The sequence below is a fragment of the Microbacterium sp. CJ77 genome (assembly GCF_002911615.1).
Lineage (GTDB): Bacteria > Actinomycetota > Actinomycetes > Actinomycetales > Microbacteriaceae > Microbacterium.
Window position 1 is genome coordinate 105729 of the sequence record NZ_PQBR01000007.1, and the last position, 21084, is coordinate 126812.

The following is a 21084-nucleotide window of genomic DNA, read 5'->3' on the forward strand; positions in this document are numbered from 1 at the left end:
TGCCTGCCGGGGGCGTCGCCTCGACAGGATCGGTGACCGCGGTGCCCGGCCGGGCTCAGCGGTCGGCGTAGGGGAGCAGCACGGCCCGGGGCATCGCCCCGAGCAGCACGAGCGGATTGAGGTACTCGCCGTCGAGCCGTGCGCCGAGGTGCAGGGCCCCGGGCTCTGCGTGTCCGCCGACCGACAGCACCCCGACCACCTCACCGCGCATGACGCGCTCGCCCGGCACGACCAGCGCCTCGACGGGTTCGAGTGTCGAGACGATCCCTTCGCCGTGATCGATCGTCAGTACCCTCCGATCGACCACGCGCCCCGCAAATGCGACGACCCCGTCATCGGGCGCACGAACGGATGTCTCACCGCGAAGGGCGATGTCGATGCCCCGGTGTCCCGGACCATAGGCATGGGCCGGAGCCAGATAGTCGCGGACGATCCCGAACGGTGGCGCCACCGGCCATGACCAGGCAGCCACGCCGCCGTTCGCCCCGCCGCCGCCCGTCTCGCTTCCCGCCGCGGCGGCACCCAGCGACCCGGCGAGGAACGCCGCGGCCACCGCCGCCACCGTGGCCCGGCCAGCCGCGCGCGCGAAGCGAAACACGACGGTACGAGGCATCCGATCAGCATGCGCCGATCCGAGCGACACCTCGCGTCGCGCACCGATGTCGGGGGACGCCGTCCATCCGCCGCAGCGGGGGAGGAGCCATCCGGGTTGGCCACCATGCCCCCGTCGGTGACTGATACACTGGCAGAGCACCTCGTTTACGGGGTGACTTCGCGTGCCCAGAGCGTTGCGATCCGAGGATCGCGCGTGGCATCCCTCCCCACGGTCCCGCCTCACGGCGGGTGGGAGTGTGCCGGTCACCAGGACACGTCGCCCGACCGGAGCGACGAATCACACAACCGCAAGAGGCACCGCGTGGTGCCAAGACAGGAGTCGGCCATGGCCGTCGTTACCATTCGCCAGCTGCTCGATTCGGGCGTGCACTTCGGACACCAGACGCGTCGGTGGAACCCGAAGGTGAAGCGCTTCATCCTCACCGAGCGCAGCGGCATCCACATCATCGACCTGCAGCAGTCGCTGTCGTACATCGACAAGGCGTACGACTTCGTCAAGGAGACGGTCGCCCGCGGGGGCACGGTGCTGTTCGTCGGCACCAAGAAGCAGGCCCAGAGCGTCATCGCCGAGCAGGCGACCCGCGTCGGCCAGCCCTACGTCAACCAGCGTTGGCTCGGCGGTCTGCTCACGAACTTCCAGACGATCTCCAAGCGCCTCGCGCGCATGAAGGAGCTCGAAGAGCTCGACTACGAGGTCCCCGCGAACAGTGGCTTCACCAAGAAGGAACTGCTGATCAAGAAGCGCGAGCTCGACAAGCTGCACAAGTCGCTCGGCGGGATCCGGAACCTGACCAAGACGCCTTCGGCGATCTGGGTCATCGACGCCAAGCGCGAGCACCTCGCGATCAACGAGGCCAAGAAGCTCGGCATCCCCGTGATCGGCATCCTCGACACGAACGCCGACCCGGACGAGTTCCAGTACCCGATTCCCGGCAACGACGACGCGATCCGCTCGGTGGGCCTGCTCACGCGCATCATCGCGGACGCCGCAGCCGAGGGTCTGATCCAGCGCCACCAGCCCTCGGGTGAGGCCGAGACGGCCGAGCCCCTCGCCGACTGGGAGCGCGAGCTTCTCGAGCAGGCTGCCCCCGAGCAGTCCTCCGCCGACACCGCGAAGGTCGCCGAGCCCGCCCTCGCCGAGGCCGTCGCCAACGAGCTGGTCGCGGACGAGCAGGCCATCGAGGGTGCTTCCGCCACCGAGTCCGCCGCTGACGCCGAAGGCGCCGCCGCTCATGACCAGACGATCGCCGAGGCCGCCGGCCTCGACGCCGCGGACGTGAAGGCCGCCGAAGACGCAGCCGCCCCGGCATCCGCCGAATAAGCGCATCGGCTCGCCGGGCGGTACTGCGTCCGGCGAGCCCTCACCCCGCCACACACGACACATCGAAAGACACGCAAGGGGTTTACACACCATGGCAAACTTCACGATCGCCGACATCAAGGCGCTGCGCGAACAGCTCGGCACGGGCATGGTCGACACCAAGAAGGCACTCGAGGAGGCCGACGGAGACGTCGAGAAGGCCGTCGAGATCCTCCGCCTCAAGGGAGCGAAGGGCAACGCGAAGCGTGCCGACCGCTCCACGAGCGAGGGACTCGTCGTCGCCCGCGAGGTCGGCGGCAAGGTGACGCTCGTCGAGCTCGCCTGCGAGACCGACTTCGTCGCCAAAAACGAGCGCTTCATCGCCCTCGCGGACAAGGTCGCGGATGCCGCGGCCGCTGTCTCGGCCGACTCGGTCGAGGCCGCTCTCGCCGCCCCTGCGGGCGACGGCACGGTCGACCAGCTCATCTCGGACGAGGCTGCGATCATCGGCGAGAAGGTCGAACTGCGCCGCGTGCGCACGCTGACGGGTGACCACTTCGAGATCTACCTCCACAAGACGAGCAAGGACCTGCCGCCGCAGATCGGTGTCGTCGTCGCCTACTCGGGTGACGACGCCGAGACCGCGCGCAGCATCGCCCAGCACATCTCGTTCGCGAACCCGAGCTACCTCGCGAAGGCGGATGTCCCCGAGGCCGAGGTCGAGCGCGAGCGCGACATCGTCACCAAGATCTCGCTCGAAGAGGGCAAGCCCGAGGCGGCTCTGCCCAAGATCGTCGAGGGCCGTGTGAACGCGTTCTTCAAGCAGGTCGCGCTGCTCGAGCAGGACTATGCGAAGGACAACAAGCTGTCCGTCGCCAAGGTCGCGCAGGACGCGGGCATCACCGTGACCGACTTCGCTCGGTTCAAGGTCGGCGCCTGACGCTGTGACGTGAGGGGTCCGGTGCATCGCACCGGGCCCCTTTTCTCTGCGTCCGTCCCCCGCAGGGGGACTCTGGGCGCGCGACACGACGCCTCTGCCGTTAGGTTGGAGGCTGACGGAAGGATGCTGAGTGATCGACGAGGCTACCGGGCGCCGACGCGTCCTGCTCAAACTGTCGGGTGAGGCGTTCGGCGGTGGATCGCTCGGAGTGAATCCGGATGTCGTCAGCCAGATCGCGCGCGAAATCGCCGAGGCGGTGGATCGCGTCGAGATCGCGATCGTCGTCGGCGGCGGCAATTTCTTCCGCGGTGCCGAACTCAGCCAGCGCGGCATGGATCGCGGCCGGGCCGACTACATGGGCATGCTCGGCACCGTGATGAACGCCCTCGCGCTGCAGGACTTCCTCGAGCAGGCGGGGGCCGCCACGCGCGTGCAGTCCGCGATCTCGATGATGCAGGTCGCCGAGCCCTACATCCCGCGTCGCGCCGAGCGCCACATGGAGAAGGGGCGCGTCGTGATCTTCGGTGCCGGCGCGGGCCTGCCGTATTTCTCGACCGACACGGTGGCGGCGCAGCGCGCGCTCGAGATCGGCGCAACCGAGGTGCTCGTCGCCAAGAACGGGGTCGATGGCGTCTACACCGCCGACCCCCGCACGGATCCCACCGCGGTACGCCTCGACCGCGTCACCTACAACGACGCGCTCCAGCGCGGTCTGAAGGTCGTCGACTCGACCGCCTTCAGCCTGTGCATGGACAACCACATGGACATGCGCGTGTTCGGCATGGAACCCGCCGGCAACGTCACGCGAGCGCTTCTCGGTGACGAGATCGGCACGCTCGTCACGGTCTGACCGCGACCCCGCGGCTAGACTGAGCGAACGCTTCAACCCCTGAAGGAGTCACCGTGATCGCGGACGTCTTGGCGGATGCCGCCACCCGCATGGACCGTGCCGTGGAGGCCGCGAAGGATGATTTCGCGACCGTTCGGACGGGTCGTGCGAACCCCCAGCTGTTCCAGAAGATCCTCGTGGACTACTACGGCACACCGACCCCGCTCGCGCAGCTCGCGTCGCTCAACAACATCGAAGCGCGCACGATCGTCGTCACCCCATACGACAAGTCGGCACTCAAGGCGATCGAAGAGGCCATCCGCAACACGCCCAACCTCGGCGCGAATCCGACGAACGACGGAAACCTCGTTCGCGTCACGATGCCCGAGCTGACGGAAGAGCGCCGCAAGGAGTTCGTGAAGATCGTCCGCACCAAGGGCGAGGACGCGAAAGTCCACGTGCGAGGCATCCGCCGCAAGTGCAAGGACGACCTGGACGCGCTCAAGAGCGACGTCGGCGAGGACGAAATCGCCCGCGGCGAGAAGGAATTGGACGCGCTGACGAAGGCACACGTCGACCTGATCGACGATGCCCTCAAGCGCAAAGAGGCAGAGCTGCTCGAGGTCTGAGCCGCATCCGACCATGAGTGACGCACCCGACGAGTCAGAGCTTCGAGAAACGCCGTCCCCGCCGACGCGCGCGGGCCGGGCGGGCGGACACGAATCCGCCGCCGCGTTCCAGGAGCACGTTCGTCAGGCGCGCAGCGACCTCGAACAGCAGGTCGCACACGCCCGCGATCAGTTCGGCGAGGCGAACGAGCGCATCAAGCAGCGCACCGGACGCGACCTGATCGTCGCGATCATGATCGGTCTCGCCATCGGTGCCGTCGTGATCGCCTCGCTCATCTTCCTCAAGTGGGTCTTCGCGATCTTCGCGCTGGCTGTCGCGGTCCTCGGAACGTTCGAATTCTGTCGCGCTTTGCAGGTCTCCGGCCGCAAGGTCGACATGGTTCCGCAGATCGGGTTCGTCTTCGTGCTCGTCGCGGGCGGGTTCTTCCTCGACCTGTGGGCGCTGTGGGTTCTCGTCTTCGTCGACGTCGTCGTCGTGGTCGTCTGGCGTGTGCTCGGACAGATGATCGCGCAGGACGGCCGACGCTACGGTGATGTGCTCTCGGACGTCTTGATCGGCGCGCTCGTGCAGCTCTACGTCCCCTTCCTCGGCAGCCTGGCAATGGTGCTGCTGCGGCAAGAGGGCGGACAGTGGTGGGTGCTCGCGTTCATCATCATCGCCGTCGCCTCCGACACGGGCGCGTACGCGACGGGTCTCGCTCTCGGTCGCACCCCGATGGCCCCCCGCATCAGTCCGAAGAAGACGTGGGAAGGCTTCGCCGGCGCCGTCGCCGCTGCCCTCATCGCGGGAGTCCTGCTCGCCTGGCTGATGATCGGATTGCCCTGGTGGGCCGGCCTGATCATGGGAGCGGTCATCGTGGTCACGGCCACTGCCGGTGACTTGGGTGAGTCGATGCTCAAGCGCGACCTGGGTATCAAGGACATGAGCTCGTGGCTGCCGGGCCACGGCGGTGTGCTCGATCGGCTCGACTCGATCCTCCCGTCCGCCGCCGCAGCGCTCGCCCTCTTCTACCTGCTTTCGCCGCTGGGAGTTGCATGACCGACCCGACCACGCCCGCAGAGCCCGACGCATCCGTGGATGTCGCCGACATGGCCGCCGCCGGTGCTGATCAGACCGAGACGCGGGGCACTTCCTCGCTTTTTCCCGAGGCGCCGCGTCGCGTCCTGGGGTACGACAAGGCTGCCGTCGATGCGTTCCTGGAGCGCGCCCGGCAGGAGTTCGAGGGTGAGCCGTCCCCGGATGGCACGCCGTACCTCGATGCTGCGTCGGTGCGTACCGCAGCCTTCCCCCTGGTCAAGCGCGGCTACGCGATCGAGCCCGTCGACGCGGCACTCGCGCGCATCGAGGACGCCTTTGCCGCACGCGACCGCGAAGCGGCGGTGGCGACGACGGGCACGAGAGTGTGGGTGGAACGGGCACGCGATGATGCGCAGGTCCTGCTCGATCACCTCTCGCGGCCGCGGCGGCGACGGTTCGCCCGCGCCGGGTGGTTGCGCTTCGGCTATCGCACGGACGAAGTGGATCTCGTCGCCGACCGTCTCGTCGAGTACTTCGAAACAGGCCGCCCCATCACTGTCGATCAGGTGCGGGCAGTCGCATTCCGGATGCAGCGTCGCGGGTATCAGGAAGAGCAGGTCGACGCGCTGCTCGACGCCGTGATCGACGTCATGCTCGCCGTTCGCTGAAAGTTCGTCCGCCGGATCCGTGCCGAGCGCGCCGGTAGCGTGGCACGTCGCCGGGGTCGCGGCTAAACTCGAAGCACTGTGAGCCAGGGCAACGAGATCATTCCGGCGCCGACCCGCACGTCTGTGGGTCGCGTGTCGTCGACCCTCGCGCGTCGTACGCCCGCTGCTCGGCCGGTGCGCTGGTCCCGGCGTCGCGGGGTTCTCGGTGTCTTCGCGACGGTGGCCGCCGTGGGGTTCCTCGGTGCATATGTCGTCGTTCCGACCGGGGCCGCCCTCGCCGAGGCATCCGCGCAGGATGCCGGTGCAACCACGCTCTACGCGGCTGCGCGGAGCGACGCCCAGTCGCTCATCGTCGACATCGCGGGTGAGACGAGCGCGCCCGAGCTGTCGCGGGGCAGCTATCAGGTGTTCGTCAAACCCAAGCCGAAGCCGGTACCCGTCGCGGCAAGCAGCACCAAGGCCGCCAGCGGGTGGGCGCCGCCGAGCGTCGTTCCCGATCCCGGCTCGGCGCAGGCGATCGCTTTCGACATGGTCGCGTCGCGCGGGTGGGGGACGGGCGAGTTCGACTGCCTCGTCGCCCTCTGGAAGAAGGAGTCGGGTTGGCGCGTGAACGCGCACAACAAGTCCAGCGGTGCCTACGGCATCCCGCAGGCTCTACCCGGCACCAAGATGGCGTCTGCGGGCGCCGACTGGGAGACCAACCCGGCGACGCAGATCGCCTGGGGACTCGGATACATCGGTGGCCGGTACGGTACGCCCTGCGGTGCCTGGGGCCACTCGCAGGCCCGCGGGTGGTACTGACCGCGATGCCGCGGTCGAACCGACGCCGACCCGACCCTCCCGGTGACGGGCTCGAGCGCCTCATCGGCGGCTGGAAGAGGCCCGAGACGCGACGAGGCGTCGAATACACCGTCCAGCCCGTGTCTGCTCATCAGGCCGTCAAGTCGTACACCTGTCCCGGCTGCGGGCGCCCGGTTGCCGCGCACACCGCGCACCTGGTCGTCTGGCGCGCGGACGGCGTGCTCGGTGAGGCGGCCGATCTCGCGGCCCGCCGTCACTGGCACACGCACTGTTGGAGGATCGCATGACCGAGATTCGTGGACCGATCCAGCTGCCCGCCCGGCGCGAAGACATCGAGCTGCACACGCTCGACGACGTGACGCTGGTGGGGGAGTTGGCCCAACCGCTCGAGACGGAGCCGGTCGCAACGCTCGTGACGCTGCATCCGCTTCCCACGGCGGGCGGGTTCATGGATTCGCACATCCTGCGCAAAGCGGCCGGCCGTCTGCCCGCCCTTGCCGATCTCGCCGTGCTGCGCTTCAACACCCGTGGCACCACGTCACCGCGCGGGACGAGCGAGGGGTCGTTCGACGGCGGGCACGACGAGGCCTTCGACGTTGCCGCAGCGCTCGATTTCGTCCGGGAGCGGGGTCTGCCGAAACCGTGGCTGGTGGGCTGGTCGTTCGGCACCGAGCTGGCCCTGAAATACGGTCGAGATCACGACATCGCGGGAGTCATCCTGCTCTCGCCGCCGCTGCACCGCACGACCGACGAAGAACTCGCCGCGTGGGCGGGCGACGACCGGCCCCTGATCGCCGTGATTCCCGAGTTCGATGACTACCTCCGTCCGGATGCTGCGGTCCAGCGCTTCGCGCAGATCCCGCACGTCGTCGTCGTTCCGGTCGAGGGCGGGCGGCACCTGTGGGTCGGCGAGACGCAGACACGGCGGGTCTTGACCGAGATCGTCGCCGCGGTCAACCCGGCGGCGTTGCCGCTGCCGACCGAGTGGGACGGCCCGCTCTAGCCACGAATCGTGAACCCCGACGGTCCCGTACGGGCGCGGTCCGATCGTTGAGCAGCGACGCCGAGGCTGGATTACAGCTCGTTCATCCGCGGGATGATGACCTGCCGATAGATGATCAGGATGCTGGCTGCCACGGGGATCGCAACGAGCGCGCCGAGGAGTCCGAGCAGCGAGCCACCCGCGAGGGCCGCGATCACGACGACGGCACCCGGCACCGACACGGCTCGGTTCATGATGCGCGGCGCCAGCACGTACGCCTCGATCTGCATGTAGATCAGGTAGTAGATACCGGCGATCAGGGCGGTTCCCGGACTGCCGAGCCCCGGGATCAGGCAGGTCAGGACGATGATCGTCGAGCCCGTCAGCGTGCCGACGAGCGGGATCAGCGAGAAGAAGAACGCGATGACCGCGAGGACGGCGGGGAACGGCGCCCCGATGATCGTGAGCAGGATGGCGCTCAGGATGCCGTTGACGATGCCCAGCGTTCCCTGGCCCATGACGTAGTAGCCGACCGAGTCCGTGATCTGCTCCGACAGGTCGATGAAGCGGGCGCGACGCGATGCGGGAACGAGCTGGTACACGGCGGCCTTGAGGTTCGGCGTGGACGCCGTGAAGTAGATCGTCAGGATCAGGACGATGAATGCGCCCGTCAGGCCGGCCACGATGGCCGCGCCGAACGCCAGCACGCTCTCTCCGATCGCGGCGAAGTCGAGCGAAGTCAGCCAGTCATTGACGTAGGTGAAGACGTCATCCACCTTCAGCGTTGGGAATGTGGTCTGGAGCCAATTCCGGAGATCGTCGATGAACGTGCCCCGGGTGATGATCGTCTCGATCGCGGCCACGAGCTGACTGATCTGGGCAGCGATGATTGGCAGCACCATCAGCACGATTCCGGCGAAGGCCGCCAGCACGACCAGGATCACGATGAGGACCGCGACCCAGCGCTTCATCCGCCGACGTTCGAGGAACGAGATCGCGGGCTCGAGGCCGAGCGACAGGAAGAGCGCCGTGCCGACGTACAGCAGAATCGTCGAGAGCGTCTGAATACTCGAGATCAGGACGATCCCGAGCCCCACACCGAGCGTCGCGATGAATGCGACGCGGAACGGGTTGTGAATCTTCACGTGCACCTCCGGCTGCGACGCGCCCGACGCGCGTCACGTCAGAATACGGGCGGACCACCCTGTTCACGCGTTTCACGCGCGTGGGGCTGACATTCAGGCGTACTTCGGTAGTCTGGGATGTCCGCTTCCGCGCCGAAACTCTCCCGGGCGCGTCGATGGAGGAGTTTTCGTTTGCGTTTTGTCTGGGCTGTCGCGGCATTCGTGCTCGCCGCCGTACTGATCGGCGCGGGTATCGCGCAGCGGACGGTGTTCGTGGGCGCCGATACGACCGAGACCAAGATCAGCGCTTCCGACGGTCTTCCGTACACGCTGATCGATGGCGCGGTCCTGACAAGCGCACCGGGTTCGCAGACGCTGACGGCATCGGTCGACACCGGCCCCGTGTACGCCGCCTACGGGCGCACGGCGGACGTCACGGCCTGGCTCTCGGATGTCTCGTATACGCGTGTCACGCTGGATGACACGGGCGAGATCGTCACCGAAACGGTTGATCCGCAGAAGGAGGGCCCCGCAACCGACGGTCCCGCCGCGGATGGCGCTGCGGATGCAGCGACCGAGGGCGACACGACGTCAGACCAGGCCGCGACGGGGACCGCCGTAGGGCGCAACCCTGCCGGGTCCGACCTGTGGCTCGATGAGTTCACCGACGAGGGAACGCTCACGGCCCAGCTGCAGCTGCCCGACACGATGAGCGTTCTGCTCGCCGCGGATGGCACGGCAGCGGCGCCGGAGTCGATCGAGATCCGCTGGCCCCTCGACAACTCGACCCCCTGGGCGGGTCCGCTCATCGTGGCCGGAAGCATCCTGATGGTGCTCGGCGTGCTCCTGTACCTGTTGGGCATCCGGCACGCGCGCCGCTCGCGTGGTCCGCGGCGCAAGGGGCTGCCGCAGCCCGTGACGCAGCCCCTCGACACGATTCCCGCCGGAGATGCCGAGGCGAAGGGCGTGATCAGCTCGGGCGCTCCCTCCCGTCGTGCACTGCGTGGCGGCACCCGCGGCTTCGTCGTCATTCCGAGCATCGCCATCGCCGGGCTGCTCTTCACCGGCTGTACCGCCGAATCCTGGCCGCAGCTGGCGGCGTCGGCCACCCCCTCGCCGTCCGCGAGCGTGATCGCGGCGGACGAGCAGGACGCACCGGCCGTCACCGAGACGCAGGCGAAGCGCATTCTTGCGAAGGTCGCGCAGACGGTATCCGAAGCGGATGTCGCGGCCAACGGCGATCTCGCGGCGACGCGACTCGCGGGTGCCGTACTGGATGAGCGCAAGGCGAACTACCTGATCCGCAGCAAGGTCGCCGATCACCCGGCGCTGCCGGCGATCCCGACCGAACCGCTGCAGATCGTGCTTCCCCAGGCATACGACCTCTGGCCGCGGACGATCATGACGGTCGTGGGCGAAGAGGGCGAGACGACGGTTGCCCCGACCGTGGCCGTCCTGACGCAGCAGGATGCCTGGTCGGAATACAAGCTCACTTACCTCGCGAGCCTGGCCGCATCCGCTGAGTTCCCGGGTGGTGTCGCGCCCGCCACGATCGGTGCGGCGCTCGTGCCGCCAGACTCTCCGTTCCTGATTCTGGAACCCCAGGAGTTGGCCGCGGCGTACGCGGACGTGCTCAACAACGGAGAGAACAGCAGCTATGCGTCCCTGTTCGAGGAAGAGGGCGATCAGTTCCGCGTGAAGGTCGCGGAGGACCGCCGGACCCGTCTGGATCAGTTCAACCAGACCGGCGCGGAGACGGGCAGTCTGACCTTCTCGTCGGCCGCCGGCGCGTACCCCGCGATCGGCCTGGCGACTCTCGAATCCGGTGCGATCGTCGCCGTCAGCCTCACCGAGACCGACACCGTCAAACCGACGAACAGCGACGCCGTGATCAAGCTCGACGGCAACCCGACGGTGGAGGCCCTCGCCGGCACGGCCAGCTCGGCGTCCGGCTTCCAGACGAACTTCTCCGACCAGCTCTTCTTCTACGTACCCAATCAGGCCGACGGCGGACAGATCCGGCTGCTCGGCTATGCCTCGAACATCCTCAGCGCGGGAGTCATCCAATGAGTCTGAACGCCAATCCCGGCGCCGTCCTCCGCGGCGCCGTCGACCTGTCATCGCTGCGCAACCGCCCGCAGCCGCCCGCTCCGGGCGCCGCGGCCGCCGCGGCTTCCGGCGCCGGGGGCCCCGCCGCTGCGAGTGGCGGTGCCGGGCTGGTGCGAGACGCCACGGACGAGACGTTCGGTGAGATCCTCGAGCTGTCGCGTACGGTCCCCGTCGTCATCGATCTGTGGGCCGAGTGGTGCGGGCCGTGCAAGCAGCTGAGCCCGATCCTCGAGTCCGTGATCACCGAGCTCGGCGGACGCCTCGTCCTGGTGAAGGTCGACGTGGATGCGAACCCGCAGCTCGCCCAGGCATTTCGTGCACAGTCCATCCCGCTCGTCGTGGCCCTGGTCGGCGGACAGCCGGTTCCGCTGTTCACCGGTGCGGTTCCCGAGCAGCAGGTGCGCGAGGTGTTCGCCCAGCTCCTGCAGCTCGCAGCCCAGAACGGCGTGACGGGGACACTCTCCGTGACGGATGCCGAAGCCGGCGACGCCGACGGTGAGGCCGTCGAGCCGTCCGAGCCGCCGCTCCCTCCGCTACACGCCGCCGCGTTCGCGGCCATCGAAGAGGGCGACTACGACGCCGCCGTCCGGGCTTACGAGCAGGCGCTGGTCGAGAATCCGAGGGATGAGGACGCGCGCGCGGGCCTCGGTCAGGTTCGCCTGCTGAGTCGGGTGTCGGGTCTCGAGCTCGAAGCGGCGCGCGCCGCCGCGGCGGCCGCCCCCACGGATGTGCCAGCGCAGTTCGCGGTCGCGGATCTCGACATCGCCGGGGGACACGTCGATGACGCGTTCGGACGACTCCTCGACCTGTTCGCGGCGCTGCCCGACGACGAGCGTGCGCCCGTGCGCGAGCGTCTGCTCGAGCTGTTCGGGCTGATCGGCGATCCGGACCCGCGCGTCATCCGCGCGCGTGGCCGCCTGGCGTCGCTGCTCTTCTGAGAACGCGCCACGTCCGGGGCGGCGGGTCGATACGCCGCACCGGACGCCGTGCACTCACCGCGAGTGATGGAGCCAGATCACGCCGAGCGGCGGCAGCGTGATGCTTGCGCGAGCGGCACCGTCGCCCGCGGGCGCGGCGTTGACGATGCCGAAGTTGCCGACGCCCGAGCCGCCATACTCGACGGCGTCCGAGTTGAGGATCTCGGTCCAGACGCCGGCTTCCGGCATCTCGAGCTCGAAGTCGTGGACGGGCACGCCCGAGAAATTGCACAGCACAGCGACCGTGTTGCCGTGCCAGTCCGTGCGCGCGAAGGCGACGACGTTCGGGTTGTGCTGCGGACCGAACAGCCGCCGGAACGCGGCGCCGTCGTGATCGCGCGACCAGAGCGGTGCGTGCTCGCGGTAGGTCGCGTTGAGCACCGACACGAATGCCTGAAGCTGGGCGTGCAGCGGTTGGTCGAGAATCCACCAGTCGAGCGAGCGTCCCTCGGACCACTCCGAGATCTGCCCGAACTCCTGGCCCATGAAGAGCAGTTGCTTGCCCGGATGGCCCCACTGGAACCCGAGGAATGCGCGGGCATTCGCGAGCTTCTGCCAGTGGTCTCCGGGCATCCGTGACACCAGAGTGCCCTTGCCGTGCACGACCTCGTCGTGACTGATCGGCAGCACGAAGTTCTCGCTGAACGCGTAGACGAAGGTGAAGGTGATCTCGCCCTCGTGGTGCGCCCGGTACATCGGGTCTCGCCCGAAATACTGGAGCGTGTCGTTCATCCAGCCCATGTTCCACTTCAGTCCGAAGCCCAGTCCGCCCTGGCTGGTCGGGGCCGTCACACCGGGGTAGCTCGTGGATTCCTCGGCGATCATCGCGATACCGGGGTAGCGCTTGTACGCCGTCGCGTTGACCTCCTGCAGGAAGCCGATCGCCTCGAGGTTCTCGCGCCCGCCATGGATGTTCGGCGTCCACTCGCCTTCGTTGCGGGAGTAGTCGAGGTAGAGCATGGACGCGACGGCGTCGACGCGCAGACCGTCGACGTGGAACTCCTCGAACCAGTACAGGGCGTTCGCGACCAGGAAGTTGCGGACCTCGCGGCGACCGTAATCGAAGATGTACGTCCCCCAGTCCTTGTGCTCGCCGCGGTGGGGATCGGCGTGCTCGTAGAGCGGCCGTCCGTCGAATCGGGCCAGCGCGAACTCGTCCTTGGGGAAGTGCCCCGGGACCCAGTCCATGATCACGCCGATTCCCGCCTGGTGCAGCCGATCGATCAGGTGTCGCAGATCGTCCGGCGTGCCGAATCGGCTGGTCGGGGCGTAGTACCCCGTGACCTGGTAGCCCCACGAGCCCCCGAACGGGTGTTCCGCCAGCGGAAGGAATTCGACGTGGGTGAAGCCGAGTGAGGTGACGTGGCCGATGATGTCGTCGGCGGCGGTGCGGTACGTCAGGCCGGGGCGCCATGAACCGAGGTGGATCTCGTAGACCGACATGGGCTGGTCGACGGGCGTCGTGCGCGCGCGGCGTTCCATCCACTCGTCGTCCCGCCACTCGTGGCGCGCCTTGGTCACGACCGAGGCGGTTGCCGGCGGAACCTCGGCCCAGCGTGCCATCGGATCGGCTTTGATGATCCAGCGTCCGTCTCCCGTGAGGAGTTCGTACTTGTAGGCGGAGCCCTCGCCGACCGCCGGGACGAACAACTCCCACACGCCCGATCCACCCATCGAGCGCATCGGATGACTCTGGCCGTCCCAGCCGTTGAAGTCCCCGACGACCCGCACGGCCTGTGCGTTCGGCGCCCAGACGGCGAATGAGGTGCCCGCAACGCCCTGGTGATCGCGCAGGTGCGAACCGAGTACGCGCCAGAGCTCTTCGTGCCGCCCCTCGGCGATCAGGTGCAGATCGAGATCGCCGACGGTCGGAACGAAACGGTAGGGGTCATCGGCGGTCCACGCGGGTGCGGAGGCGTAGGTCGCCTCGATGCGGTACGGCACGGGGGCGCCGGGATGCGTGCCCTCCCAGATCCCGCTCCGCACGTGATCGAGAGCCGTGCGACCGCCGTCCGTGATCGCGGTCACCGTCTCGGCGAGGGGACGACGAACGCGAATCGTCGTGATCGCGTGGCCCGACGCATCCTGCCCGGCGTGATGCCCGAGCACACTGTGGGGCGAATAGTGCGAGCCCGTCGCCACCAGGTCGAGGTCGTTCTGCGACACGGTGTGTACTCCGTGCCCACGTGTCTCGTGCTCGGTCATCGGGGGCTCCTCACCATCAGAATGTGCACCGGCTCGGAGAAAGCATCGAGACGGACGTAGTTGCGGTCGCTCCAGGTCCACACGGCTCCCGAGACCAGGTCTTCGACCTCGAAGGTCTCGCCGGGCACCACGCCCCACTCCCGGGTGTCGAGATAGACGGTCGTTTCGCGCGCGGAGTGGGGGTCGACGTTCGCGACGACGATGAGCGTGTCGGACTCGCCCGTGGGGGTGAGCGCCGCATCGAGGTGCTTCGAGTAGACCAGGATCGCCTCGTCGTCGCTCCAGTGGATACGGATATTGCGCAGTTGCTGCAACGCGGGATGCTCGCCACGGACGCGATTCAGCATCCTGAGATACGGCGCGAGGGAATTGCCGGATGCCTCGGCACCGGCCCAATCGCGCGTCTTGTATTCGTACTTCTCGTTGTCGATGTTCTCTTCCGAGCCCGGTCGCGCAACGCTCTCGTACAGCTCGTATCCCGCGTAGACGCCGTAGGTCGGGGCGGCGGTGGCGGCAATGGCGGCACGCGTCTTGTAGGCGGCCCGGCCCCCGTATTGGAGGTACTCGGTGAGGATGTCGGGGGTGTTGACGAACAGGTTCGGACGCAGGAAGTCGGCCGTCTCGGTCGCGAGCCCCGTCAGGAACTCCTCGAGCTCCTTCTTCGTGTTTCGCCACGTGAAGTAGGTGTAACTCTGCTGGAATCCGGCCATCGCGAGTCCCTGCATGATCGCGGGGCGCGCGAAAGCCTCGGCGAGGAAGACGACACCGGGGTGTTCGGCACTCACAGTGCGGATCAGCCACTCCCAGAACTGCAGGGGTTTGGTGTGCGGGTTGTCGACGCGGAAGATCTCGACGCCCTGCGCGATCCAGTGCCGAAGCAGCCGCAGGGCTTCGGCGCGGATGCCGGGTCCGTCGTTGTCGAAGTTGATCGGATAGATGTCCTGATACTTCTTCGGCGGGTTCTCCGCGTACGCGATCGAGCCATCGGGCAGCGTCGTGAACCATTCGGGATGCTCCGTCACCCACGGGTGATCGGGCGAGGCCTGCAGCGCGAAGTCGATCGCGACCTCGATGCCCTCGGCGCGTGCCGCGCGCACGAACGCGCGGAAGTCGTTGAGCGTCCCGAGATCGGGGTGGATCGTGTCGTGCCCGCCCGCGGCGCCGCCGATCGCCCACGGCGAGCCCGGATCACCCGGTTCGGTCTCGAGTGAGTTGTTGCGCCCCTTGCGATGCGTTTCGCCGATCGGATGGATCGGCGGCAGGTAGAGAACGTCGAAGCCCATCGCGGCGACATCGGGCAGGCGCTTCATCGCGGTGCGGAACGTACCGCTCTTGACGCGTCCGTTCTTCAGGCGCTTCGCGCCCTCCGAACGGGGGAAGAACTCGTACCAGGCGCCCACCCCCGCGCGGCGGCGTTCCACGAGCAGCTCGCGCGTCGCGCCGATCGTCACGAGCGAGGCGACGGGGCGGGCCGCGAAGGATGCCGCGATCGAGGCGTCCTCGACGATCTCGAGCGCTTCGACATCCGTCACATCCGTGTCGCGAAGACGGGCAGCGGATGCCTGGAGCAGACGACGCTCGCCGGCCGGTCGGCTGCGTTCCGACGCGGCCCGCTCGAACAGGTCCGAGCCCATCCGACGCATCAGCGGTGCGTCGACGCCCGCGGCGATCTTCAGCCCGGCCGCATGGTGCCACGTCGCGTACTCGTCGGCGAAGGCCTCGAAACGGAAGGTCCACACGCCCTGTTCGAGCGGCGCGACGAGAACCCGCCAACGGTCGAAGCCGTCGTCGAGAGCCGTGAGCCGGTGCAACGACTCGTCACCGCCGGGGGAGAAGAGGCGCAGGTGCACGCCGATGCGATCGTGCCCCTCGCGGAACGCGGTCACGACGAACGGGACGGCCTCTGTCGCATAAGCCTTCGGCCGGTACAGGTCGCCCGGAACCGCCGGGTGCGGGTGGAACATCGGGATACGACCAGCCGCGGTCGTGCCCTCATCGGGCCACGCGACGGCGGGGCGGACGGGCAGGGCGGCGGCGCTCCGCCACGCTCGGGGGACAGCATTTGCAGAAGGGGCAGCCACACCCCGAACCTACCGTGCGTGCCCAGGCGACGATACGCCTTGCGCCGCCCGGCGAACGGTGTTATTCGGCGCGGAAGAGCCGCATCGACGTACCGGGCAACGGCACGAGATCACCCGGTTCGTAGGTCTCGGCGATCTCGGCCGGACGCTCGTCGATCGACGACCAGAGCTCGACGTAACGCGTCACCCCCTCGATGTCCGGCAGCGTGACGTCGATGGGCGACTCGTTGCCGTGGACCATGAGCAGGATCCGATTGAACGCCTCGTGCTCGGGGGTCGACGCCGCGACGTACTGAAGCGTCCGGTGCGCCGGGTTCGTCCAGCGATCGATCGACATCATGGCGCCGCTCTCGTCGTACCAGTCCATGACCGACGCGGAGGGGGTCGGCCGGTCCTGGACCGCGAAGCGGATCGGACGGAGCGCGGGGTTCTCGCCACGCAGCGTGATCAGACGACGGACGTGCGCCTGCAGGTCCTTCTGCCAATCGGCGTGGTCCCACGACAACCAGGTGAGGGTGGAATCGTGGCAGTACGCGTTGTTGTTGCCGCGCTGCGTGCGCCCGAACTCGTCCCCGGCGGTCAGCATCGGGATGCCCGAAGAGAGCAGGAGCGTGCCCAGTAGGTTTCGCATCGCCTTGCGTCGCGTCGCGAGGATGTGCGGATCGTCGGTCGGGCCTTCGGCGCCGTGGTTGAACGAGCGGTTGGTGTCCGCGCCGTCGCGGTTCTGCTCGCCGTTGGCGAGGTTGTGCTTGACGTCGTACGAGACGAGATCGCGGAGTGTGAACCCATCGTGGGCCGTGACGAAGTTGACGCTCGCGAGGGGCCCGCGCTCGTGCGAGAACGTGTTGGACGAACCGGCGAGGCGTGTCGCGAAGCCACCGATCCCGACAGGTGCCGTCGAGGCGCGTCTGGCGTAGTCGACGTCCGAGAGCCAGAAGTTGCGGACCCGGTCGCGATAGCGGTCGTTCCACTCACTCCAGCCGGCGCCGAAGTTGCCGGTCTGCCAGCCGCCCATGCCGACATCCCACGGCTCGGCGATCATCTTGACGTCGGCGAGCGCGGGGTCGTCCAGGATGGTGCGCAGCAGCGGGTGGTCCGGCGTGAAGTGATGCTGCGCGTCGCGGCCGAGGGTCGCGGCGAGGTCGAAACGGAACCCGTCGATCTGCAGGTCGTTCGCCCAGTAGCGGAGGGAATCGAGGATGAGGCGCGCCGAGGCATCCGTCGCCGTGTTCACGGCGTTGCCGCAGCCCGTCTCGTCGACGTAGGTGCCGTCATCGAGCTGGCGGTAGTACGAGCGGTTGTCGATGCCGCGGAAGCTCGACCGCGGTCCGCCCACGCCCTCTTCCGCCGTGTGGTTGTAGACGACGTCGAGGATGACCTCGAGTCCGGCCTCGTGCAGCAGGCGCACCATGCCCTTGAACTCGCGCAGGATCGCCTCGGGGCCCTCGCGTCGGCTGGCCTCGGTGGCGTACGCGGCGTGCGGGGTGAAGAAGTTGAGGGTGTTGTATCCCCAGTAGTTGCTGAGCCCGAGCTGGTGGAGGCGGGGTTCGCTCGCGAACGCGTGGACGGGCAGCAACTCGACGCTCGTGACGCCCAGGCCCTGGAGGTACTCGATCATCGCCGGGTTGGCGAGGCCCGCGTACGTGCCGTGGAGTGCGGGTGTGATCGCGGGATGGCGCTTGGTCAGACCCTTGAGATGTCCCTCGTAGATGACGGTGCGGTCGAGAGGTACGCGGGGTTTCTGGACTCCGCCCCAGTCGAACGATCCGTCGATTGCGACCGAGCGCCAGTCGCTGAACCCGCCGGACACCAGGCCACGGGCGTAGGGATCGAGCAGAAGGGTGCGGGGGTTGAAGGTGTTGCCGGGGCCGGTCGGGCCGCTGACGCGAATCGCGTAGCGCGTGCCGGGTCGGAGCAGCGGCGTGGTGACCTCCCACACCGAACCGCCGACGAGGCGCAGGGGAATCGTGTCAATGATCCAGTCGAGGTCGGTGTCGTCGAAGATCACGAGCTCGATGCCGTCGGCATGCCCCGACCACACGCGCAACCGACCGCCGTCGGACGTATACGTGACGCCGAGGTCATCGAGCGCGGGCGAGAGAAGTCCGGCGGGCGCGTCGGTCGTCGGTGTCGGGCTGACCATGGGGACAACCCTAACCAGCGCGTGAGTCCTGCGCGTTACGCGGAGGGGGACGTCCTCTCGGCGCACAGGCGTTCGTCGGGGCTCGGCGCGCACGCGTGCGTCTGAAGCCGCCGTGCCGCCGATATGTGAGAGTTGTGGGGTGAACGCCTACCTCGACCACGCGGCGACGACCCCGCTGCGGGCCGAGGCGCGTGCGGCGTGGCTCGAGGCATCCGCGGTCGTCGGCAACGCGTCGTCGATCCACGGTGCCGGCCAGTCCGCGCGGCGCCTGCTCGAGGACGCCCGTGATCGGCTTGCCGCCGCCCTCGACTGCCAGCCCATCGAGGTCGTCTTCACCTCGGGCGGGACCGAATCGATCAACCTGGCCCTCACGGGACTGCTGCGCGCCCGGCGTGCTGCGACCGGGCGCAACCTCCTCGTGGTGCCCGAGGGCGAGCACCACGCGACCCTCGACACGGTCCGCTGGCTCGAGACGAGCGGCGAGGCGGACGCGCGGTCGGTGCCGATCGACGCCGATGCCCGCATCGACCGGGACGCATGGAGCGTCGCTCTCGCGGACGAGCGGGTCGCGGTCGCGACGCTGCTCGGTGCCAACAACGAGGTGGGCTCGCTGCAGCCGGTGGCCGAGGCATCCGTCGCGGCATCCGATGCGGGCGTTCCCCTGCACGTCGACGCGGTCGGCACCTTCGGGCATGTGCCCCTGTCGTTTCGGGAGCTGCGCGGCGGGGCAGAGGGTGGCGCGGGGCTCGTCGCGCTGAGCGCGTCGGCGCACAAGATCGGCGGGCCGGTCGGGGTCGGGGCTCTTGTCGTGTCGCGGCACGTCACGCTCGAGGCGCTGCTGCATGGCGGCGGGCAGCAGCGGGGGCTGCGGGCGGGCACGCAGGATGTCGCGGGCGCCGTGGCCTTCTCCGTTGCCGCCGAGCTCGCGGTCGCCGAGTTGTCGGCGGAGGCCGTCCGGATCGGCGCGTTGCGTGACGAACTGGAGGCCGGTCTGCGGGCCACGATTCCCGATGTGGTCGTCTCGGCGAGCGGCGCGGATCGTCTTCCGGGGCACGTGCACGTCGTGCTGCCGGGCGCGCAGGGCGACTCGCTGCTGCTGCTGCTCGACGCCGCAGGCGTGGCCGTGTCGACCGGATCGGCATGTCAGGCCGGCGTGCCCGAGCCATCCCACGTCCTGCTGTCCATGGGCGTCGCGCCGGACATCGCGGCGGGTGCGCTCCGGTTCACCCTCGGCCGAACGTCGACGCCGGCAGACGTGGCGGCGCTGCTCGCGGCGCTCCCGTCGGCGTACGACCGCGCCCGGCGCGCGGGTCTGTCGTCCCGCACTCCGCGCGGCTGACGCGCGCGCATCGTGCTCGGCTGTCACACAACGGTGCTCCCGACCCGGCCGGGCGTCGATGTTCGACGAGCGGAGCGGCCCGCGCACAGGAGGCCCGCGTAGAATCGACGAATGCGTGTTCTCGCGGCGATGAGCGGTGGTGTCGACTCCGCGGTGGCCACCGCGCGCGCCGTCGATGCCGGACACGACGTCACGGGCGTTCACCTCGCCCTCTCGCGCGCCGGGGGGACGCTGCGCGCGGGGAGTCGCGGATGCTGCACGATCGAGGACGCGATGGACGCCCGTCGCGCGGCCGACCGTCTCGGCATCCCCTTCTACGTCTGGGACTTCTCGGAGCGCTTTCGCGACGACGTCATCGAGGACTTCGTCAACGAGTACGCCGCGGGTCGCACGCCGAACCCGTGCATGCGCTGCAACGAACGGATCAAGTTCGCCGCGGTACTGGAGAAGGCGCTCGACCTGGGTTTCGACGCCGTGGTCACGGGTCACTACGCGATCGTTCGGACCGGGGCATCCGGTGAACTCGAGCTGCACCGCGCGAGCGACGCCGCGAAGGATCAGTCCTACGTGCTGGGCGTGCTGACGGCGGAGCAACTGCCGCACACGCTCTTCCCGCTGGGTGAGACCCCCTCGAAGGCGCTCGTGCGGGCCGAGGCCGAGGCGCGCGGGCTGACCGTGGCGCAGAAGCCCGATAGCCACGACATCTGCTTCATCCCCGACGGCGACACGCGCGGCTGGCTGGCCGACCGCGTCGGCGCGGCGCCCGGCGACATCGTCGACGCATCCGGTGCCGTCGTCGGCGCGCACGAGGGCGCTCATGCGTTCACGGTCGGGCAGCGGCGCGGCCTCGCACTCGGTGTGCCCGCGGCCGACGGCAAGCCCCGGTTCGTGCTCGAGGTGCGTCCCGTGTCCAACACGGTCGTCGTCGGGCCGCGCGAGGCGCTGGCGATCGGCGAGATCTCCGGCGCACGGTTCACCTGGGCGGGATCCGCGGCGTTGTCCGTCGGGTCGGATCTGGCCTGCCATGTGCAGATCCGCGCCCATGCCGACCCTGTGCCCGCGACCCTGAGCTTCGTCGAGGGGGACGAGATCGACGGCGAGCCGATGCCGCGTCTCGTCGTGCATCCGGATGTGCCGCTCGACGGCGTCGCTCCCGGCCAGACCGCTGTGCTGTACAGCGGTACACGCGTGCTCGGGCAGTTCACGATCGACCGAACGGTTTCGGCGGTCCCCGCGGGCGTCTGACCCGCTTCGGCTGCGCATTCTCGCATCCGCTCCTTCGATCGATCGCGCGGATGCCGCGAACCGTAGCCGTCGTGTGGCC

Annotated in this window: 18 protein-coding genes; 13 read left to right on the forward strand and 5 right to left on the reverse strand. The window is 68.7% G+C overall.

Annotation, left to right across the window (positions count from 1 at the left end; all coding sequences use genetic code 11):
* Positions 1-55: 55 nt before the first annotated feature.
* Complete coding sequence (locus tag C2868_RS06395; RefSeq protein WP_100811341.1) at positions 56-613, reverse strand: murein hydrolase activator EnvC; 558 nt, start codon at positions 611-613, stop codon at positions 56-58.
* 327 nt (positions 614-940) lie between these two features.
* Here C2868_RS06395 and rpsB point away from each other — a divergent pair, with 327 nt between their 5' ends.
* The 9 genes from rpsB (at position 941) to C2868_RS06440 (ending at position 7803) form a co-directional block, all read left to right on the forward strand.
* Positions 941-1936 (forward strand): 30S ribosomal protein S2, encoded by a 996-nt coding sequence (rpsB, locus tag C2868_RS06400; protein WP_100810853.1) that lies wholly within the window; start codon positions 941-943, stop codon positions 1934-1936.
* A 91-nt stretch (positions 1937-2027) separates the two neighbouring features.
* Entirely contained in the window at positions 2028-2855 is an 828-nt protein-coding gene (tsf, locus tag C2868_RS06405; protein ID WP_100810852.1) for a translation elongation factor Ts, read from the forward strand.
* Positions 2856-2985: 130 nt separating this feature from the next.
* Positions 2986-3705: a UMP kinase gene (gene pyrH / locus C2868_RS06410; RefSeq protein WP_100810851.1), complete on the forward strand. Its 720-nt coding sequence runs from the start codon at positions 2986-2988 to the stop codon at positions 3703-3705.
* Positions 3706-3758: 53 nt separating this feature from the next.
* On the forward strand, positions 3759-4313 hold the full coding sequence (frr, locus tag C2868_RS06415; protein ID WP_100810850.1) for a ribosome recycling factor: 555 nt from the start codon (positions 3759-3761) through the stop codon (positions 4311-4313).
* 13 nt (positions 4314-4326) lie between these two features.
* Positions 4327-5352: a phosphatidate cytidylyltransferase gene (locus C2868_RS06420; RefSeq protein ID WP_100810849.1), complete on the forward strand. Its 1026-nt coding sequence runs from the start codon at positions 4327-4329 to the stop codon at positions 5350-5352.
* Positions 5349-5999, forward strand: a complete 651-nt coding sequence (locus C2868_RS06425) for a DivIVA domain-containing protein (RefSeq protein ID WP_232711179.1) — start codon at positions 5349-5351, stop codon at positions 5997-5999. The genes C2868_RS06420 and C2868_RS06425 overlap by 4 nt, the downstream gene beginning before the upstream one ends.
* Positions 6000-6077: 78 nt before the next feature.
* Positions 6078-6800, forward strand: coding sequence for a lytic transglycosylase domain-containing protein (locus C2868_RS06430; RefSeq protein ID WP_100810848.1), 723 nt, complete (start codon positions 6078-6080; stop codon positions 6798-6800).
* A gap of 5 nt (positions 6801-6805) precedes the next feature.
* On the forward strand, positions 6806-7087 hold the full coding sequence (locus tag C2868_RS17690; protein WP_100811339.1) for a hypothetical protein: 282 nt from the start codon (positions 6806-6808) through the stop codon (positions 7085-7087).
* Positions 7084-7803, forward strand: a complete 720-nt coding sequence (locus tag C2868_RS06440) for an alpha/beta hydrolase (RefSeq protein WP_100810847.1) — start codon at positions 7084-7086, stop codon at positions 7801-7803. Before C2868_RS17690 ends, C2868_RS06440 begins: the two co-directional genes overlap by 4 nt.
* A 71-nt stretch (positions 7804-7874) precedes the next feature.
* On the opposite strand, the gene C2868_RS06445 is transcribed toward C2868_RS06440, so the two are convergent.
* Entirely contained in the window at positions 7875-8927 is a 1053-nt protein-coding gene (locus C2868_RS06445; protein ID WP_100810846.1) for an AI-2E family transporter, read from the reverse strand.
* Between the two features lie 171 nt (positions 8928-9098).
* On the opposite strand from C2868_RS06445, the gene C2868_RS06450 reads away from it, so the two are divergent.
* Together C2868_RS06450 and C2868_RS06455 are read left to right on the forward strand one after the other, a co-directional pair.
* Positions 9099-10976, forward strand: coding sequence for a glycosyl transferase (locus C2868_RS06450; RefSeq protein WP_181003374.1), 1878 nt, complete (start codon positions 9099-9101; stop codon positions 10974-10976).
* Positions 10973-11953 carry a tetratricopeptide repeat protein gene (locus C2868_RS06455; protein WP_100810844.1) on the forward strand — a complete coding sequence of 327 codons (981 nt, stop codon included), beginning with the start codon at positions 10973-10975 and terminating at the stop codon, positions 11951-11953. The genes C2868_RS06450 and C2868_RS06455 overlap by 4 nt, the downstream gene beginning before the upstream one ends.
* A gap of 54 nt (positions 11954-12007) precedes the next feature.
* Here C2868_RS06455 and glgB read toward each other — a convergent pair whose 3' ends face one another.
* The 3 genes from glgB to glgX form a co-directional block, all read right to left on the reverse strand.
* Positions 12008-14197, reverse strand: coding sequence for a 1,4-alpha-glucan branching protein GlgB (glgB, locus tag C2868_RS06460; RefSeq protein WP_100810843.1), 2190 nt, complete (start codon positions 14195-14197; stop codon positions 12008-12010).
* Positions 14194-16161, reverse strand: coding sequence for a maltotransferase domain-containing protein (locus C2868_RS06465; protein WP_100810842.1), 1968 nt, complete (start codon positions 16159-16161; stop codon positions 14194-14196). Before C2868_RS06465 ends, glgB begins: the two co-directional genes overlap by 4 nt.
* A gap of 178 nt (positions 16162-16339) precedes the next feature.
* Complete coding sequence (gene glgX, locus C2868_RS06470; protein ID WP_103663087.1) at positions 16340-18421, reverse strand: glycogen debranching protein GlgX; 2082 nt, start codon at positions 18419-18421, stop codon at positions 16340-16342.
* A 139-nt stretch (positions 18422-18560) separates the two neighbouring features.
* On the opposite strand from glgX, the gene C2868_RS06475 reads away from it, so the two are divergent.
* Together C2868_RS06475 and mnmA are read left to right on the forward strand one after the other, a co-directional pair.
* On the forward strand, positions 18561-19760 hold the full coding sequence (locus C2868_RS06475) for a cysteine desulfurase family protein (protein WP_100810840.1): 1200 nt from the start codon (positions 18561-18563) through the stop codon (positions 19758-19760).
* Positions 19761-19871: 111 nt separating this feature from the next.
* Entirely contained in the window at positions 19872-21005 is a 1134-nt protein-coding gene (gene mnmA / locus C2868_RS06480) for a tRNA 2-thiouridine(34) synthase MnmA (protein ID WP_103663088.1), read from the forward strand.
* The last annotated feature ends 79 nt before the right edge of the window (positions 21006-21084 follow it).

Coding starts and splice junctions, on each gene's coding strand:
- C2868_RS06395 (WP_100811341.1), bottom strand. CDS start 613: ATGCCTCGTACCGTCGTGTTTCGCTTCGCGCGCGCGGCTGGCCGGGCC.
- rpsB (WP_100810853.1), top strand. CDS start 941: ATGGCCGTCGTTACCATTCGCCAGCTGCTCGATTCGGGCGTGCACTTC.
- tsf (WP_100810852.1), top strand. CDS start 2,028: ATGGCAAACTTCACGATCGCCGACATCAAGGCGCTGCGCGAACAGCTC.
- C2868_RS06420 (WP_100810849.1), top strand. CDS start 4,327: ATGAGTGACGCACCCGACGAGTCAGAGCTTCGAGAAACGCCGTCCCCG.
- C2868_RS06425 (WP_232711179.1), top strand. CDS start 5,349: ATGACCGACCCGACCACGCCCGCAGAGCCCGACGCATCCGTGGATGTC.
- C2868_RS17690 (WP_100811339.1), top strand. CDS start 6,806: ATGCCGCGGTCGAACCGACGCCGACCCGACCCTCCCGGTGACGGGCTC.
- C2868_RS06440 (WP_100810847.1), top strand. CDS start 7,084: ATGACCGAGATTCGTGGACCGATCCAGCTGCCCGCCCGGCGCGAAGAC.
- C2868_RS06455 (WP_100810844.1), top strand. CDS start 10,973: ATGAGTCTGAACGCCAATCCCGGCGCCGTCCTCCGCGGCGCCGTCGAC.
- glgB (WP_100810843.1), bottom strand. CDS start 14,197: ATGACCGAGCACGAGACACGTGGGCACGGAGTACACACCGTGTCGCAG.
- C2868_RS06465 (WP_100810842.1), bottom strand. CDS start 16,161: ATGTTCCACCCGCACCCGGCGGTTCCGGGCGACCTGTACCGGCCGAAG.
- glgX (WP_103663087.1), bottom strand. CDS start 18,421: ATGGTCAGCCCGACACCGACGACCGACGCGCCCGCCGGACTTCTCTCG.
- mnmA (WP_103663088.1), top strand. CDS start 19,872: ATGCGTGTTCTCGCGGCGATGAGCGGTGGTGTCGACTCCGCGGTGGCC.